This is a genomic window from Actinoplanes sp. NPDC023936, assembly GCF_040639325.1.
In the GTDB taxonomy this organism is placed as follows: Bacteria; Actinomycetota; Actinomycetes; order Mycobacteriales; family Micromonosporaceae; genus Actinoplanes.
In genome coordinates, this window is record NZ_JBEZZR010000049.1 from 1 (window position 1) to 16687 (window position 16687).

Genomic DNA, 16687 nt, shown 5'->3' on the forward strand with positions numbered 1-16687 from the left:
TGCTCCCAGAACCGCACCTGCACCCCACGAGGCACCATCTTCCCCATCAAAACCCCTGATCAATCGAGTGTTGCAACCACTGATTGACTCCAAGGGCCAGGAACGTGCTACGGCTACGGGTGAGGGCTGGCGACTGAGGGCTGGGACGGCGGCTGCGAGGGCTGGGGCTTGGGGGCGTGGCGTGGATGGGCTAGGGCTTGAGGGCTGGCGTCGCCTGAGCCCGCCTGAGCGCCTGAACCGTTCAAACGACGCGTCAAACCCGGCGACACCGAGCAGGCGTTCGCGCTGTTCAGCGAGGCGCGCACCCGGTCGAACCGGCTGGCCGACACCTATGTCTGGCTGGACGCGCACATCCTCGACGCGCAGTGCCGCCTGGGCGTGCGGCACGGCCATCGGGACACACCGGCATGGATCGACGCCTTGCGGCGTCTGGCGGCGCGGTCCGGGATGCGCGAGATGAGGGTACGGGCGATCCGGCACGGCGCCGCCCTCGGCAACCCGGCCGATCGGGCGACGGCCGCCCTGCTGGCCGGTCAGCGCTCGGCGAAGTACTCGTAGGGGGCCACCGACACCCCTTCGCAGATGATCCGGGGGTCGTCGTCGCCGGCGTCCGGGTCGAGGTCACGGGCGCTACGGGAGCCCATCGAGAACAGGGCGAAGCCCGGCTCGAAACGGTACCCGGCGTCGGTCAGCTCGTATCGATGGCCGCGCTCGGCCAGTTCGGCAACCACGTCGTCGAGGAAGCGGAAGGTCAGCTGCACGCCGTCGAACCAGGCCTCCTCACCGCCGTCGCCGGTGTAGGCGACCTCCACCAGCTCGACGGTGTCCACATCGCTGTAGGAGAGCACGAGCATCGGCGTGGTCTCGTAGATCGCCCGATCGAGCCGGCCAGGGTGGACGGGTGTGCCGAGTTTGCACTCGACGACTTCCCTGCTCTCGCCTATGCGCACCAGCGGCGTGCCGCGTCCCGGCAGAATTTCCATCCCCGCATCATCCCACCAGCCGCGCGGCGAACGCGGTGACGGCCTCGTCCGGATCAACACCGGCGTCGATGGACGTGGTCAGCATGTCGAGGAGCAGGCCGTCCACGGCGTAGTGCAGCAGGGCGATCTCGAACGGGCCGCCGGGCAGGCCGGTCGTCGCGTGGAAGGCCACGTCGTCCCGGTACCCCTGGCGCAGCGTCTCGCCGAGGATCGCGGCCAGGCCGGGCCGGCGGGCGGCTTCCAGCCGCAACTCGATGAGCGCCCGGGTCAGCTCCGGCTCCCGGGTGGTCCGCTCCACGATGTAGCGCAGGTAGTCGGCGAAGAGCTCCCGGCTGGGTTCGCGGGCGCTCATCGCGGCGACCACGGCCGGGTCCGGCGCGAACCGCTCCATGATCCGCTCGCCGAGCGCGCCGAGCAGCGCGTCCCGGGAGCGGAAGTAGTTGGAGGCGGTGCCGACCGGCACGCCGGCCTCGGTGTCGACGGCTCGGTGGGTCAGGCCGCGGGCGCCGGCCTCGGCGAGCACCCGCAGGCCGGCGTCGGCGAGCGCGCGGCGCCGGTCGGGATTTCTGGGCATGGCGGACACGGTAGCAGCAACCACTACAGGTGCTGTAGTCTCCACCACGACAGCCGTAGTGGTAAGCGGAAAGAATGAGGTCAAATGCGAAAGCTCGTGTACTTCGTCGCCAGCACCATCGACGGTTTCATCGCCGCGCCGGACGGATCGTGGGACTTCCTCGTGATGCAGGACGACGTCCCGGCGTTCATGAAGGAGCACTACCCCGAGACCCTGCCCACCCAGGCCCACGCGGCGATGGGCATCGAGGGGCCCAACCAGGTCTTCGACACCGTGCTGATGGGCCGGGGCACCTACGAGCCGGGGGCCGCCGCCGGGCTCACCAATCCGTACGCGCACCTGCGCCAGATCGTCTTCTCGCGGACCCTGTCCGCATCGCCGGACCCGGCCGTGGAGGTCGTCGGCGACGATCCCCGGACGTTCGTGGCCAAGCTGAAGGAGGAGCCGGGGCTGGACATCTGGCTGTGCGGCGGCGGCAGCCTGGCCGGCGAGCTGATGCCGCTGGTCGACGAGCTGGTCATCAAGCTGAACCCGGTGGTCGCCGGCGCCGGCATCCCGCTCGCCGCGACCGGCTTCGACCCGCACGGCTTCACGCTGACCGGCACGACCCCGCTGCCGAGCGGCGTCGTGGTCCTGAGCTACCGGGCCGGCCGTTAGTCCACCGTGCCGGCGGGCGGCGCGCCCGTGCTGCCCCACCTCGACGTCGGCAGCGGGAACGCGGACGTCACGACGATCGCCGAGGCCACCGGGCAGGCGGACTTCACGGTGGCGTTCGTGCTGGCGGACGCGGCCAGGTCGTGCACGCCGACCTGGGCGGGCACGACCGCGATCGACGACAGTTTCCGTCTGCGACGGAGACTGCCCGGACGGCACGGTGAGCAGCGAGTGCAACGGGATCGGACAGGACGATCACGCCTTTACCAGCCTGTTCACCACGTTCCCGGGTGAGTCGGCTACGCCGTGTCGCTCTCGTCGCCCTCCAGGTACATGCGACCGGCCCACGCGATAGGTTGATCATCGTGACGGCCCTGAGCGCTCTTTGGTCCTTTGTCATCGTCGTGGGACTGCTCACGATGACTCCCGGGATGGACACGGCTCTCATCCTGCGCACCGCGGCCCTCGGCGAAGCCCGCCGCGCCTGGGGAGTCGTTCTCGGCATCCAGACCGGAACCCTCACCTGGGGTGTGCTCACCTCCGCCGGTGTCACCGCGTTGCTGACGGCTTCGCACCTTGCCTACGAGGTGCTGCGATGGGCCGGCGCCTGCTATCTGATCTGGATGGGGCTGAGCATGGTGTGGGCCACTCGCCGCCGCCGGCCAGACCCGTCGGACGCACTGATCGACGAACCCACGGCGACCGGCAACGACTTCTACCCCGGGTGGCGCCGCGGCGTGCTGACGAACTTGCTGAACCCGAAGGTGGGCGTGTTCTACGTCGCGCTCCTGCCGCAGTTCATCCCCTCCGGCGCTTCCCCGTTCACCTTCGGCGTACTCCTGGCCTGCGTGCACATCCTTCTCGGCACCGCCTGGTCGGCCGTGCTGGTCGTCCTGGCACGCCGGCTGCGTACGGTGCTGCGACGTCCCACGGCTCGCCGGCTGCTGGACCGCGTCACCGGGACTGTGATCACCGGCTTCGGGATCCGGCTCGCTACCAGCAGCCACTGATCTCGCCGGACCCGCCCGCTGCCGCGAAACTCGACGAGTACCGGTACCTCGATGTACTAGGTCAAGGTGGGGCCGTCCGGCCGGGTCTGGCGCTGCTGAGGCGGCTGGTGACGGTTGCGGCTGATGCCGGATCCCTGCTCGGCGGCACGCTGGCGGGCCAGTTTCTCCGCCGCCTCACGGACCCTGGCCGCCGGCCGCTGAACCGTGCCGGCGGCCGCGGCCGGGGCCGGGGTCGGGGTCGGGGCCGGCTCGGTGACGCGGGATCGGGGGTTCTCCCAGGCCCGCGGCCGGTCCGGACGGTGGATGACCCAGTCGCTCTCGCGGAAATGGGCGGAGAGGGTCTGACCGAGCACCGTCGCGTTGAACGGCCCGCTCGACTCGAACACGCCCAGCGAGACCGGACGGCCCAGCCGGTTCTCCCACTGCTTCGCCCACTGGACCAGTGCGGGGCTGGCGCCTTCCAGCGCCTTCGGATCCAGGTACCCGTGGCCGCCCATGAAGTCGCCCGGATACCGCTCGGAATGGTTGGCCCGCCAGTTCTCGCGGGCCGCCCGGACCAGCGCGGTGCTGTTGATGTCGAGGTCGAAGTCGCTCGGTGCGGATTCCAGCCCGAGACGCCACATGGCGTCGTAGGGCCGGCGCAGCGGACCGTTCCCGTCGTCGCCGAGCCAGGACCGCAGCCGGTCGGCAGCCTCCGGGTTGGCGGCCAGTTCCTCCCGGCGCGGCAGGGTCTTGTGCTCGCCGGAGAAGAAGTTGGCGCCGGTGCCCTTGAGCCGGATGTCCACCTGGGACGGGTCGATGCCGTCCTGCCGCAGCGCGTCGAGCATCTCGGTGCCGAACTGCCGGTAGAGCTCGGGCGTCATGCCAAGCGGCGCCTCACCGGTGACCAGCCATTTCACCTGGACCGGACGGATGCCGAGCACGTCGAGATCGTGTTTGGTGACGGCGTAACCGGAGTCGTCGCGGGGCCACCAGTGCGGGGCTGTCTCCGTACCGTCGAGGATCTTTTGGATCTGGTTGTCGAGGGGATGGTCGGGGTTCAGTTCGGCCGTGACCGTCAGGGGCTGCCACTGCTGCTCGCCGGACCGCACGGCCGGCGGCTGCATCGTGGCGGTCTCCCCCAGCGCCGGCGCGCCGAGGCTGACACTGCTCGCCGCGGTCTGCTCGGCCTGCACGGCGGGCGGGCCGGAGTAGACGCCGTCCAGCGTGACCACGCCGTCGCCGCTCAGCGCGACGAATTCCTTCTGATCGAGGAACCCCATGCCGGTCAGCGGGAGCGCCAGCACGTCCCGGGCGGGTTTGCGATCGACCAGGATCACCGCGTGGCCGCCGCGCTGGTTCACCCAGTCCTCGACGACCTGGCGATCCAGCGCCCAGCTGGACAGCGGGCGCTGCGGGATCGCGAAGGCGTCACCGACGTTCAAGCGGCCGACCCAATCCGGCTTCACCTCGTCCTCGCGCCAGGACATCGTCCGGTAGGCGACCACCTCGGTGATACCGCGATCGGCCAGGACCTCCTGGGTCATCTCGTACTGGGTACGCACGAAGTCCCGCAGGGTGTCGCGGTTGGTGCCCAGTTCGATACGGAGCGCCTTACGTCTCTCGCTGTCCAAGTGCCAGTCGAGGACGCCGGTCAGACCGAACTCGTCCCTGGTGACCTCCTGGATCGCGAGGACACGGACGTTGTTGTTGGAGCCGTACGCCCAAGCGCCCATCAACTCGCTGACCGCGATCTGGCGGACCAGGACCTCGGCACGCGGGTCGTCCATCCGGATCCCGTCACGGAGTCCGGCCGGGTCCAGCTCGCCGACGTGCCGGAGGTTGGCGCCCATCGATGGGTACCTGGGATTGAAAGGCACCAGTATGTAGTCACCGTCGCCCAGGTGGTGCGCCATGTCGGTGCCGACGTCCAGACCGAAGGCCGCGCGGACCAGAGCGGGAGTCGGCGAGCTCATCCGCTCCGCCAGCGCCTCGATGGCGATGGTCTTGGCTTGCGGTGTGTTCGTGATCCGGCCGTCGTCGGTCAGCAGCCGTTCGCCGATCTCCTGCTGCACGGCTCGCTCCGGCGAGTCCGGTGCTGGGGCAGGCGCCAGTCCGGGTTCGGGGGACGCCGGCACAACAGATTCCTCGCTCACCGATCCCCCGTCAGCGGGCCGGGCCGACGCCGTCGAGGAACTCTGCGACCTGCCGTCGCAGGCGCTCCGGCGCGACCCTCCACACCGGAGTCCGGGTCAGCTCCCGGAGCTTGACCGCCTTCACCTCGTCCGGGGCGGTGTGGCGCAGGCCCAGGTGGTTCCAGAGGTGATCCAATTCCTGGTACGGGAGATCCCAGGAGTACCCGACGCCGGACTCGGGAACGTCAGGGCCGGGCTCCGGCATGACGAGGACTTCGTCGGCGGTCATGGCTGGTTCGACGCTGATGATGCGGAGGCCGAACCGGTCCACCAGCTCCCGCAGCCGCACCCGGTATTCCTCGACGGTCTCGGTGGCCGGCTGCTTCCCCTCGAACAGCAGCATGAAGGCCCAGCCGACGTCCTCCTGGTAGCCGAGGTCAAGGACCAGGCGGGTGCCGTCGCCGCCGGCGCGGGAACCGTGCGCGATGCTCATCCAGGCGCCGGGGCCCTCGGTCAGCGGCACCGGGTCGAGGTCCAGGATGTCGAGCACCTGCTGGACCTGGTCGGGTGTGAGTTCTCCGTCGGCGTGCACCCGGAGCGCGGGCCAGAGCATGAGGCGTACTTCCTTCCCCGTCGGACAGTGTGCCGGTGATCAATCTAGGCGAATCACGCCCATCGGATGGGGTTGGTCCACGCCCGCTGTCCCGCCGCGTCCTCGACGGTGACCCGGCACCAGCCGCGCCGGAACATCGCGATCGGCAGCGAGCACTCGGTCAACGACAGACCCTCAACCAGGCGTACGCCGGGATCGCCGCCCGTGATCATCACCTTGCTCGCCGGCGAGCAGCGCACGTGCAGCACGCCGTCGTCGAGCCGGACGTCGTGGATCTCCGGACCGGTGCTCGAGTAGTAGTGGCCCGCCTTGAGCGCTCCCAGCAGCGCCTCCGGGGTGAGCTCATCGGCGCGGACCTGCACCCAGGCCCTGCCCCCCGGCGGGTCCTGCGGCTGGAAATGTGCGTCATCGGCGGCGTACGCGGTCAGCAGCCGCCCCCGATTGAGCAGGACGTCGGTCAGATGCCAGCTGTCACCGCGGTCCTCCCGTGCCGACAGCGCGTTGTAGACCTCGACGGCGTGCGCCGCGTCCAGTTGTGCCGTGTCGGCCTCGGTGAGCAGGGACGCCGCCGGATGCGCGATGCCCACGAACGCACCGGCGTCCCGGGCCCGGCGCGCCAGGTCGGTGGCGTTCTCGTCCGGCTCCGGCGGGGCGAAACCGAGCGGCAGCCCGACCGCGAGGATGTGCCACTCCGACGAGAACTCGGTGCGTGGCGGATGCAGCTCGGCGCCGAGCAACGTGGTGAAGCCGGGGACCCGCAACGACCGGGTGTCGGTGAGCGGAAACCCGTACCTCTCCCGGAAGTGGTCGGTGATCGCCAGGAAGTCGTAGCCGGCGTCCCGGTAACGGCGGGCCACCTCCGCCGGGGGCAGAGCGCCGTCGGAGCGGTCCGAGTGGGTGTGCAGGTTGCCACGCCAGAACCGGCCGGGCCGCCCGAACGGCAGATCGTTCACCGACATCCCCCTCTGTTCGGTACGAAGATCGCAGCGGTCAGCGGCCGGCCCGGACGACCGCGCGGACCCCACCGGCCACCAGCAGCCCGAAGCCCAGAGCCATCACCGGCAGCCCCACATCGAACGGGATCTCACCCACCCAGTTCGAGCTGCCCTGCTCCGGGAACTGCGCGAAACTGACCGCCACCACCAGCAGCGCGAACATCATGCCGCCGATCGCGCAGGTCAGCGCGGTGACCGCCGCACCCTGCGACGACCTCGCCCAGAGCCCGGCGATCAGCGCGACCGCCAGCCAGCCGAAGGTGACGAGGGTCCAGCCGCCGCCGGTGCTCAGCGAGGCGTAGGTCCACCCGGAGAACGACCACGCGTAGCCGTCCTGCAGGCGAAACCACGGCAGCAGATAGCCGGCGAGAGCAACCAGCGAGCCACCGATGATCAGAGCGTCGGGGGCGGGGCGCAGGCTGACGTCCTCAGCGGTCATGATCGCCACGGTAGCCGGTCACCGCATCGTCTCCGCCGGCATCCGCGGCATAGTCGCCGACCGCGACGTCATCGAGAAATGACGACCAATAACCGTCCGGATCCGCGGTCGCGACACTGTCGATACGCACCAGGATTCGGCGAAGTTCCTCCGCCGCCTCCCATGCCATGTCCAGATCTCGATCGGCCGGGTAGAAGGGATACCGGACATCCATCTCGAGCAGCGACTCGCGGAATGCACCCAGGGAGCTGTTCACCACCGCTGGGCCGGATTCTTGGGGCCAGCGGAGACACACGTTGCCCGACACGAATTCCACATACAACTCGACGTTCTCCCGGGAACAGCCGAGGACGATCCCGTCGACCTCTGCCGAACCCGGCGCAGGGCCGGGCGAGGGCGTGAAGATGTTCAGGCCCACCCTCGGCAGGCCCACGCGGCACAGATCATCCCAGATGGCCTCGGGGCACCCTTGAGGCTTCTCTCCGCCGTAGGTGACGAACTCCACGCCGATTACTTCCCTCCGCCGATCATCATCGACCACACGGGATTCACGGGACGAGGCGGCGGCTGAAGATAGGTGAGCGCACACGCAACACCATCGTGGGCGCTCACCCCTGCCAGGGCAGGGATGAACGCCCACGCACGGCTCCGGTGTGCCGCCGTACCGCTGGCGCGGGCTTCGGTGTGCCCTCGTCCCGCGCCAGCGCCACGTCGTGAGCCGTCAGGTGCCGGCTTCACCGAAATTCTTGGAGCACCCCGACTGCCGCACGAAAGGCGTCAACAGCCTCCGGTTCCGGGTTGTCGCTGTCGAAGTATGTGTCATACCAATCATTGCCCGGAACCGCCATCGCACGCAACGACTCAAGCGCCAACGCAGCAAGTGAAGGATCGACATCGGGAATCACCGAGTTGGTGAGCCGGGCCGTCTGCTCCCCCTCCACCACTAATCGCTCAAGACCGCCCGGCACGCTGATCGCCACCAGATTAGCCGCCGCGACGACATCCTCGGGAAACAGATCGACGTCCTCCCCCGCAGCCAACCGAAGGCCGTCGTTCAGCATTTCACGAATGAATTCCCCTCGGGCACCCGGGTCTTCAGCAGCAGCGAGATCGAGTAGATCGGCGGCGGCATCGCTGCCGAATGGCCCCGGATTCCAGGTTCCCATTTTAGCTCCCGAGTATTGTCATTACTGAAGATGAGGGGGCAGATACTTCTTCCCGATTTTAGCGTACGGGAGCTGCCCTCTTTCCTTGAACTTCCCGACGTAGTCCGGAACGTGGTGCGGCATCGGAACTTCCGGGTATTTCTGATTCACCAAGGTTGTCCCGCCCTCCAGAAACTCATCCATCAGGTTCTGCTCACCGGTCCGGGTGTCGAGCCGGCTACCTCTGCGGGGAGAGACGAACGGGTAATCCGTCCAAGTCACGTTCTGGATGTCGTCACGTTTATATTTGGCCCGGGAGACCGCATGGTTCGAGTTCAACAGCGAGTCGTTGACACGTTCCCGCATATTGGTGTGCGAAGACCCGACGTATTTCCGGCCGTCCTTCAGGTGAATCGTGTAGACACCCGGGCCCTTGGTCACCTCGTAGTCGTCACCGAGGTGGTCGGTCTCGCCGCAGTTCTCGTTGTGGACGAGAACCGGCTGGTCGCCGGCGGCCACATAGTACGTGTGCAGGTCGGCGACGGTGAGGTTGTGGACCCGTGTGCTCGCTGTGTGATGGCTGATCGCCGAGATCTGGGCGTATGTTCCGGCGCTGGTTCGCAGCCATTGATGCTGCGACAACCGGCCCGCGTCGATCCAGTCGTTGAGGGCCGGAACCCAGAAGGGGTGATTGTCGGTCGCCGTGACGGTGGCGGTTTTGTCGCCCCGGGCGCCGTCGATGTCGATCGTGACGTCGACGAGGCTCTTCTGGCCGGCGCCGACGATGACGGCGGTGACCGGCTTACCGAGGGTGACTCCGGCAATGGGATCGGTTGCCAGAACCCGGTCGCCGACCTTTACCTGTTCGATGGCGACAGTGGTGCCGTCGGCCAGCAGAACCGGAGTGCCGGGCAGGAAGCTGTTCGGCGTCCGGACGGGACACGAGTCTTCGTCGTCCTTGAGCTTCTTCTTGCGTCTGGCGAGTTCGCGTAGCGCGTCGCGCCGTTTCTTCGCGTCCTTGATCCGGTCCAGGAAGGTGAGCAGCTTGGGGACGAGTTTGCCCAGCTTGTAAGTGGCTCTGGCCATCTTGACGACGCCGAGCAGGCCGACCAGGGTCCACAGACAAGCCACGACGTTGCCGTCTCGGACGCAGGAGACCAGGTCCCCGGCGCCGGACAGGTCCCAGAACAGATCCTCGGCCTCGGCCTTGATGAAGTCCAGGACGCTCATCCCGGCTTCTTGCTCAGCCTGGCGCAGTTGTGCCAGCTCTTCAGGGGTGAGGTACTGCGTGAGGTCGTCCCCGGTCGCCTCGGGAGGGATGTTGGCGATGGCGTCGGCGAGTTCCTGCGCGGCGCGTTCCCGTTCGGCCTCCTCGGCACGCTCGGCGGCTTTCTGTGCCTCGGTCGCATGCTGCAATGCCTGGTCCGCTGCGGCGGCGGCGCTGTCAGCGTGCTGTTGCGCGCTGTCGGCGGCTTGCCGCGCCTGGGTCGCGGCCGCCTCGGCTGCGGTGGCCGCGGCGCGTGCCGCGGCGGCGTCACTCTCCGCCTTCGTGGCGGCCCGGTCGGCGGCATCCGCGTCGTCGCGGGCCTGCTGGGCGCTGCGTCCGGCGATCGCGGCATCGTTGGCGGCCTCGTTGGCGGCCTGCCGTGCCGCGGCGGCATCCGCGCGGGCCTGGGCGTCGGCGCGGGCGGCGCTGGCGGCGGCCGTTCGTGCGGCTGCCGCGTCGGCGGCGGCCTGCGCCGCAGCTTGCCGGGCCTGCGCGGCGGACTCGGCCGCGTCGGCCGCGGAGCGAGCGGCTTGGGCTGCCGACAGGTACGCCGGCCGTACCTGATCGGCCGCGTGTTCGGCGGCGGCCTCGGCCGCCTCGGCCGCGGCGAGTGCCTCGGCCGCGCGGGCCTGCGCGGCGGTGGCCTGCTCGGTTCCGATGACTAGTGCTTGTGCGGCTACCTGTGCCACGAAGTCGGCGTCGATGTCGGCGCCGGTGAACGGGCTGACCAAGGCGATCGCGGTGTTCGCCGGCTGGGCGATCCCGGCCGCCGACTGCGCTGCCGCAGCCGCCGCGCGGACCGCGGTCTCAGCCTGTTCACTGGCCGCCACCGCCTCGGTGCCGGCGGCCTGCGCCTCCGCCTTCGTACGGTCGGCCGCCCACAACGACTTCACCGCCTCGTCGGCGGCCTGCACGGCGAGACTCTGTGCCTTGCTCGCCGCCTCGGCGGCCTTGACCTGCTGCGCGGTCGCCTCGGCGGCCTTCGCGTCGGCCCGCACCCGCGCGGCGTGCACGGCCCGGGAAAGCGACTCGGCCTCGTCCGCCGCCGCGTCTGCCGCGGAGGCGGCTGCCTGTGCCTTCTCCGCCGCGGCCCAAGCCCGCTCCGCGGCGTACTCAGCCTGCTTGGCGGCAGCGCGGGCGTTCGCGGCAGCGCCGGTAGCGGTGTTCGCCGACGCGCGTGCCGAACGGGCCGCGGTGGCGGCGATCCCGGCCTGCCGGTCCGCCTCGTCGGCCTGCGCCTGCGCCTCCTGCTTCTCCGCCTCGGTCTCGGCGTGCGCGGCGGCTGCCCGCAGCGCCTGCGCCTTCGCCTTGGCCGTCTGCTCCTCACGTTCGGCGGCCATCGCCTGATCCCGGGCGTCGCGGGCGGTCGCCTCCTGCTGCCAGGCACGATTGTTGGCGTTCGAGGCGGCCTGGTCGGCGGCATCGGACTTCTGCCACGCCTGATCAGCGACGGCCGCCTGCGCGTCGGCCGCGGCGCGTGCGTTGCTGGCGATCGCCTCCTGCTTCTCCGCCTCCGCGCGGTGTTTCTCCGCCTGGACGCGCTCCGCCTCGGCGATCTTCCGCTGCCGCTCCGCCTCGGCTGCCTGCGCCTCGGCGGCCTGCCGCTGCTGACGGGTCTTCTCCGCCTCAGCCCACGCCTTGGCCTCCGCGGCCTGCGCCTGCTCCTTGGCCGTCTTCGTCCGCGCCGCCGCCGTCTTCGCCGCGTCCGCCTGCTTCTTCGCCGCCGCAGCAAGCTTCGCCGCCGCAGCCGCGTGGTCGGCGGCGTGCTGACGCCACTTCTCCGCCTGCCGGGCGTGCGCCTCAGCCTGCGCCTGCGACCCCTGCGCCGCGTTGGTGGCGATGGTGGCATCCACCGCGTGCCCGGCGGTGGTGATCGCGCCGACGGCAGCGACCGCCGCCTCCCGCATGCCGACCGTGATCGCCGACCACTCGATCCCGTACGTCAAACCGGTCTCGTCCAGGGTTTGCGCCGCCACCTGCGACGCCGCCGCGGCGGCCTGCGCCTGCTGCACCGCGAGCTGCGCCACCGACAGCTGGTCAGCGATGATCTGCTTCTCGATCGCGAGCGAACCGGCCTTGCTCGCGACAGTCCCGCCACCGGCCAGGATCCGCTGACTGTTACGCGCCGCGTTCGCCGCCCCGCCCATCGCGTTGGCGGAACGCTGCAACGCCCGTACCCCATTGCCGTGCGCGACCATCATCTGTGCCCGCGCCTGCGACGCCCGCTCAGCCCGCTTCGCCAGATCCGACAACTCCTCGAGGGCCTTGTTGCGCGCCTCCAGATCCGCCAGATGCTTCTCCCGGGCAGCGGCGTCGGCCTTCGCGGCTGCCGCATACCCGGTCGCGAAGAACGCGGACACCGCCTTGTCGTCACCGGCAAGGGCCTGCTCAGCGGCGGTCTTGACCTGGGTACCGGCCGGCGCTGCCGCGGCGAACACCCGCAGCCGCTCCCGCAACGCCGCGGCACGCTCCCGCTCGTCCCCCACCTTCTTCTCGTCCCGGGCACGGGCGATATCCGCGCCGTAGGCCAGGAACGCCCACCGGTCCTCATCGGTGCCGGCATAGACCCGCCGCACCTCGGTGTCGAAGTAGCCGCCCGGCACACCCGTGCCGACCAGCGCCTTCACCTTCGCCAGCCGGTCCGCCGCCTCCAGGCGCTTACGCTCACGCACCTGCTCTTCGATCACCGGCATGTCGTTGAGTGCCCAGCGCCGGATCGCCGCCGCGTCACCGGTCGCGAGGATCTTGAGCGCGGCGTCACGAACCTCCGGCTCCTCGGTCAACTCCGCCAGATCGGTGACCGAGCGCACCCAGCGCTCATTGCTGGTCACCACACCCGTGGAGCCGTTCCACTCCTGGGTCACCAGAGGCGGAACCGGGATCGGGGGTTCTTCCTGCACCTCGGCCACCGGTGCGGGCGCGGCCACGGCGGGCGGCGCGTGCAGACCGGCGGCAGCGACCACGAGGGCCAGCAGCATCACCAGCCACAGACGTAACGAAGACGTGCGTGTATTCACGGGGATCCATCCATAAGAAGAGGGAGTGGCTCAGGACTGCAGGACCAGCTCGCCGGCCAGGACCATCGCGTGGATCTGCGCCCAATACGCGGCCTGCTTCGCGGCGGTGTCGCGGGTGGTCTGCCAGTGCTGCTCGTTGTCCAGAGCGGCATCGGCGATCGCGTCCCAGTTCGGATTCGACGACGCCTCGCCGGCGGCCACCGCCACCTGCTGCCAGTTCGCCGCCTGCTGCTGCGCGACCAGAACCGCGCCATCCCACGCCGACGTGGCCGGCCGGGCCCGGTCGCCGACCAGGTCCCACGCCCGCAACGCGGTCTCCCGCGCCAGTTCCTTCGCCTCGCCCTCCGCCTCGAGCGCCGCCTGCTGCGCCGCCTGCGCGTCCGCGATCAAACCCTCCAGACCGGACCGCCACACCATGTCGCTGTTCGCCCGCTGAGTCCGCTCGGTCTCCAGATCGACGGCAGCCGCGGCAGCCCAGTCGTAGGCGTAGAACTCCACGACATCCGCGTCCGTCGCCTCAGGACGCGCGGCCAGGCCGGCCGCCGCCCGCACCTGGGGTCCCGGGTCGGTGTCCCGCAGACGCACGACGAAATCACGGTCCGCGTCCGACAACGCGGCCGCCTGCTCGCCCTCGGCCTCCCGGGCCAGCCGGTCGCGTTCCTTCGCCGCCGCGTAACCGGTCCGGGCGAACACTTCCAGCGCCGCAGTACCCCGGCTCAACGCGGCCTGCGCAGCCGCATGCACCTCCGGCGAATACTCCACCGTGTGCGTGGCCAGAACCCGGCGCGCGAAATCCTCATTCCGAGCGGACAGCATCTTCGCCCGGTCGACCGCGAATTTCATTCCCGAATTCAGGAAACGATCCACCGCGGTCGGGACATTCTTGCTGGTCAGCGCATTCCACGCAGCCGTCCGTACCAACGCGCGCGGATCATAGAGTGCCAGATAGCGTACGTAAAGAAGGTCTTCCTCGTTCTGGTCGAAGTACTCATCGAACTCCGCCACCGCCACGACAGCCCAGACGGGCGCCGCCGGCACCGCCACAGCGCCGGCGACCACGCCGGGCACCAGCACCAACGCAGCCGCCATCGCTGCGGACCTAGTCCGCACACGCGTATTCAATTGCACCATCCCCCGTAGGACTGCAACCACCGACGAAATTTCCGGCCACCACAAAAAGGCGCGCGGGAATGCGCGAAAAAGAGCCGGGGTGGATTGATCAAACCAAATCTGCCAACTTTCTAACATGGAGGCAGGGGCCGCCGCCACCCCGCGACGGCCCTCACCGGCGGTTCGACGTCGAACAATTCGCGTATCGAAGGGGAACTCTGAGAATTTGTCAGATAGATCTTGACGCTCGGGTAGTCGCATGGTTACGTGTCGTCAGCCGCACGGGAAGCCGCAAACCCGGAGCGGCTGTCTCGCATGCCGCCCTGCCGCTGGATGACCAGCTCAGGCCGCAGAAGCGATTTCCACCAACCACGGGGACTTCATGACAACACGCACCAGGCACCGCACCGTCCTATCCGGATTGCTGGCCACGGTCACGGCCACCACACTCGCGATGTCGATGGCCGAACCGGCTTCCGCCCAGCCCACTCCCGCTCCTCCGACGCCCGCGACGACGTCGTCCGACGCGAAGTCCGGAGCGAAGTCCGGAACGCGGTCCGAGGCGGTGGATCCGGCGCCGTCAGAGCCGGCGGCCGCGCCAGGCGGGACCACCGCGGCCCGGGCCGCTGCCGCTGCCGCCGCCGATGAGCCCACCGAGATGGAGGACAAGGTCCTCGCCGCCCGCGAGATCGGCATCGAGCCGCCTCCCGAGTGGCTCGGTCAGAGCGACCGCAACTTCGTCTTCCTGATCTGGCAGCACTCGGCCAACTACCCGGTGGTCCGGGCTGCCGCCGAGCTCACGCTCTCCGCCGACATCAAGATCGTCGACGCCGTCTGCAAGGAGTTCATCCTGCACGGCATCTTCGAGGCGAAGGTCGCCGACGACACCAAGAAGATCAGCGACGAGCTCGCCGCCCGCCAGGCCCGCGAGCTCAAGAGGTCCGCCTACGCCGCCGCCGGGGTCGCTCTCGACACCGAGGGGCGCCTGCTCCTCTACTCCGAGCGTGACGTGATCGTCGAGATCTGGCGCAAGGCCACCGGGCCCAAGGTCAAGGCCGCCGCCAACACCGCCATCGACGGTGACGCCGCCGCCCAGCACGAGTTCCTGGTCTCCGGCGTCGTCGCCGCGGCGGATGAGGACCTCCGCGACGCCATCGCGGAGGCCGAGAAGGAGAGCCTGGAAGAGGCCGCGCGGATCAAGCGCCGCGGCGAAATGATCGCCGCCGCCGCCCTCATCGGCGTCGTCGCCGACGAGGGCAAACTTGCCATGACCGACGACAACTTCATCCGCTGGATCTGGGAACTCGTCGACGCCAACCCGCGCCAAGTCGAAATCCGCGCGGCGGCCCTGGGCGCGCTGCGCAGCAGCGAACCCGGCGTCTGGCGCGCGTTCATCGCGAGCGGTATGGCCGATGCCAACGAAAAGGACACCACCCGCGAGCGGCTCGCAGCCGAGGCCGCGGACCGCGCCAGCGCCCTCAAAATCAAGAACGACGCGGCCGCGAACGGTAAGGACAACCTCGTCACCGCCGCCACCCACGCCCTGCTCGGCAACGACCCGGCAGCCGTCTCCCACTTCCTGCTGGCCGGCCGCAACCAGGTCGCGCCCGACGCCGACAACCGGCCCGGCGCGATGTCCTGGCAGTGGCGCAACCTGAACTCCGACAAGTGCCTGGCCACCGAGGCCGGCAGCCTCGCGAGCGGCGCGGTCCTGGTGCAGGCGGACTGCGCCGAGGACAACAAGCAGCGCTGGACGGCGGTGCGGGTGTACAACTCCAACCCGGCCCGGTACCGCATCATCAACGCTCAGGACCGCGCCAAGTGCGTCGGCCTGGAGACGGACACCGCGGCCAACGGCACCCGGTTCACGGTCGCCACCTGCAAGAACGCGGAGGACGAGTTCTTCACCTACACCAAGGTGAGCGACAGCTACGTCTGGACGAACGTCCTCGCCCAGCGCGCGATCACCGTGCTCAACGCCAGCAAGGTCACCGGCGCCCAGACCATCACGTACGACGTCAACAACGGCGCCAACCAGCAGTGGTACCCCACCAACACCCGGCTGCTGCCGGGGCAGGAGCTCGGTGAGGCGAAGCTGATCCAGTCGCTCGTCGGCCACACGGCCCGGATGCAGAGCGACGGCAACTTCGTGATCTCGAAGGGTGGCCGGGCGATCTGGGCCACCGCCACCACCAACGGCGTCCGGTTCATCAACCAGCGTGACGGCAATCTCGTCGTGCGCCGGGCCGACGGCACCGCGGTCTGGGCGTCCGGGACTCACACCAGCGGCCCCAGCACGCTGTTCATCCAGGACGACGGCCACGTCGTGCTCTACAGCAACAGCGACGGCAGCGTCACCTGGAAGTCGAACATCTGGGACCTGTCGTTCGTCAGCAGGCTGAACCAGAAGTGCATCACCGTGCCGGGCACGACGTTCGACGCGGGCCTGCAACTGGAGATGCAGCCCTGCGACAAGCGGCCCGCGCAGCAGTGGATGCACCGCGACGACGTCCTGAGCTTCAACAACAAGTGCATGGACGTCAAGGGCGGTGGCCTGGCCCCCAACGGCACCATCGTGCAGACGTGGACCTGCCACAACGGGCCCTCGCAGAAGTTCGTCCTCCAGGGCGACGGAACCTTGAAGAACCCGGCGTCCGGCAAGTGCGTCGACATTCCGAACAGCAACCGCAACGACGGCGCGAAACTGAACATCTGGACCTGCGGCACCGGCCTCAACCAGAAGTGGGATCGCGGCTTCGTCTGATC

Annotated in this window: 15 protein-coding genes; 4 read left to right on the forward strand and 11 right to left on the reverse strand. The window is 69.4% G+C overall.

All coding sequences use genetic code 11. The features are described from left to right. Window positions 1-420: 420 nt before the first annotated feature. Window positions 421-558, forward strand: coding sequence for a hypothetical protein (locus tag AB0F72_RS37500; protein ID WP_360442291.1), 138 nt, complete (start codon window positions 421-423; stop codon window positions 556-558). Here AB0F72_RS37500 and AB0F72_RS37505 read toward each other — a convergent pair. Both AB0F72_RS37505 and AB0F72_RS37510 read right to left on the reverse strand, forming a co-directional pair. Continuing rightward, entirely contained in the window at window positions 534-983 is a 450-nt protein-coding gene (locus tag AB0F72_RS37505; RefSeq protein ID WP_360442293.1) for a hypothetical protein, read from the reverse strand. The two genes, AB0F72_RS37500 and AB0F72_RS37505, sit on opposite strands and share 25 nt — an antisense overlap. A 7-nt stretch (window positions 984-990) precedes the next feature. Beyond that, window positions 991-1557 (reverse strand): TetR family transcriptional regulator, encoded by a 567-nt coding sequence (locus AB0F72_RS37510; RefSeq protein ID WP_360442296.1) that lies wholly within the window; start codon window positions 1555-1557, stop codon window positions 991-993. An 84-nt stretch (window positions 1558-1641) separates the two neighbouring features. Here AB0F72_RS37510 and AB0F72_RS37515 point away from each other — a divergent pair, with 84 nt between their 5' ends. After that, window positions 1642-2214, forward strand: coding sequence for a dihydrofolate reductase family protein (locus AB0F72_RS37515; RefSeq protein ID WP_360442299.1), 573 nt, complete (start codon window positions 1642-1644; stop codon window positions 2212-2214). On the opposite strand, the gene AB0F72_RS37520 is transcribed toward AB0F72_RS37515, so the two are convergent. Continuing rightward, complete coding sequence (locus AB0F72_RS37520; RefSeq protein ID WP_360442302.1) at window positions 2211-2378, reverse strand: hypothetical protein; 168 nt, start codon at window positions 2376-2378, stop codon at window positions 2211-2213. The genes AB0F72_RS37515 and AB0F72_RS37520 overlap by 4 nt on opposite strands. 198 nt (window positions 2379-2576) lie before the next feature. On the opposite strand from AB0F72_RS37520, the gene AB0F72_RS37525 reads away from it, so the two are divergent. Further along, window positions 2577-3221 carry a LysE family translocator gene (locus AB0F72_RS37525; RefSeq protein ID WP_360442305.1) on the forward strand — a complete coding sequence of 215 codons (645 nt, stop codon included), beginning with the start codon at window positions 2577-2579 and terminating at the stop codon, window positions 3219-3221. A gap of 56 nt (window positions 3222-3277) precedes the next feature. Here the strand turns inward: AB0F72_RS37525 and AB0F72_RS37530 are convergent, their stop codons facing one another. The 8 genes from AB0F72_RS37530 to AB0F72_RS37565 form a co-directional block, all read right to left on the reverse strand. Continuing rightward, complete coding sequence (locus AB0F72_RS37530) at window positions 3278-5275, reverse strand: hypothetical protein (RefSeq protein ID WP_360442308.1); 1998 nt, start codon at window positions 5273-5275, stop codon at window positions 3278-3280. Between the two features lie 91 nt (window positions 5276-5366). Continuing rightward, a complete protein-coding gene (locus AB0F72_RS37535; RefSeq protein ID WP_360442311.1) occupies window positions 5367-5948 on the reverse strand; it encodes a hypothetical protein in 582 nt (193 codons plus the stop codon). Window positions 5949-6001: 53 nt separating this feature from the next. Beyond that, window positions 6002-6901: a CehA/McbA family metallohydrolase gene (locus tag AB0F72_RS37540; protein ID WP_360442314.1), complete on the reverse strand. Its 900-nt coding sequence runs from the start codon at window positions 6899-6901 to the stop codon at window positions 6002-6004. Between the two features lie 37 nt (window positions 6902-6938). Then, complete coding sequence (locus AB0F72_RS37545; protein WP_360442317.1) at window positions 6939-7382, reverse strand: hypothetical protein; 444 nt, start codon at window positions 7380-7382, stop codon at window positions 6939-6941. Continuing rightward, the gene (locus tag AB0F72_RS37550; protein ID WP_360442320.1) at window positions 7372-7887 is read right to left on the reverse strand and encodes an SUKH-4 family immunity protein; all 516 of its coding nucleotides are present in this window, start codon (window positions 7885-7887) and stop codon (window positions 7372-7374) included. Before AB0F72_RS37550 ends, AB0F72_RS37545 begins: the two co-directional genes overlap by 11 nt. Window positions 7888-8116: 229 nt before the next feature. Next, window positions 8117-8548, reverse strand: coding sequence for a DUF4259 domain-containing protein (locus AB0F72_RS37555; protein WP_360442323.1), 432 nt, complete (start codon window positions 8546-8548; stop codon window positions 8117-8119). Window positions 8549-8569: 21 nt separating this feature from the next. After that, on the reverse strand, window positions 8570-12811 hold the full coding sequence (locus AB0F72_RS37560) for a polymorphic toxin-type HINT domain-containing protein (RefSeq protein WP_360442326.1): 4242 nt from the start codon (window positions 12809-12811) through the stop codon (window positions 8570-8572). Window positions 12812-12841: 30 nt separating this feature from the next. Next, window positions 12842-13900, reverse strand: coding sequence for a hypothetical protein (locus AB0F72_RS37565; RefSeq protein ID WP_360442329.1), 1059 nt, complete (start codon window positions 13898-13900; stop codon window positions 12842-12844). A 403-nt stretch (window positions 13901-14303) separates the two neighbouring features. Between AB0F72_RS37565 and AB0F72_RS37570 the strand changes: the two genes are divergently transcribed. Then, the gene (locus AB0F72_RS37570) at window positions 14304-16685 is read left to right on the forward strand and encodes an RICIN domain-containing protein (protein ID WP_360442332.1); all 2382 of its coding nucleotides are present in this window, start codon (window positions 14304-14306) and stop codon (window positions 16683-16685) included. Window positions 16686-16687: the final 2 nt, after the last annotated feature.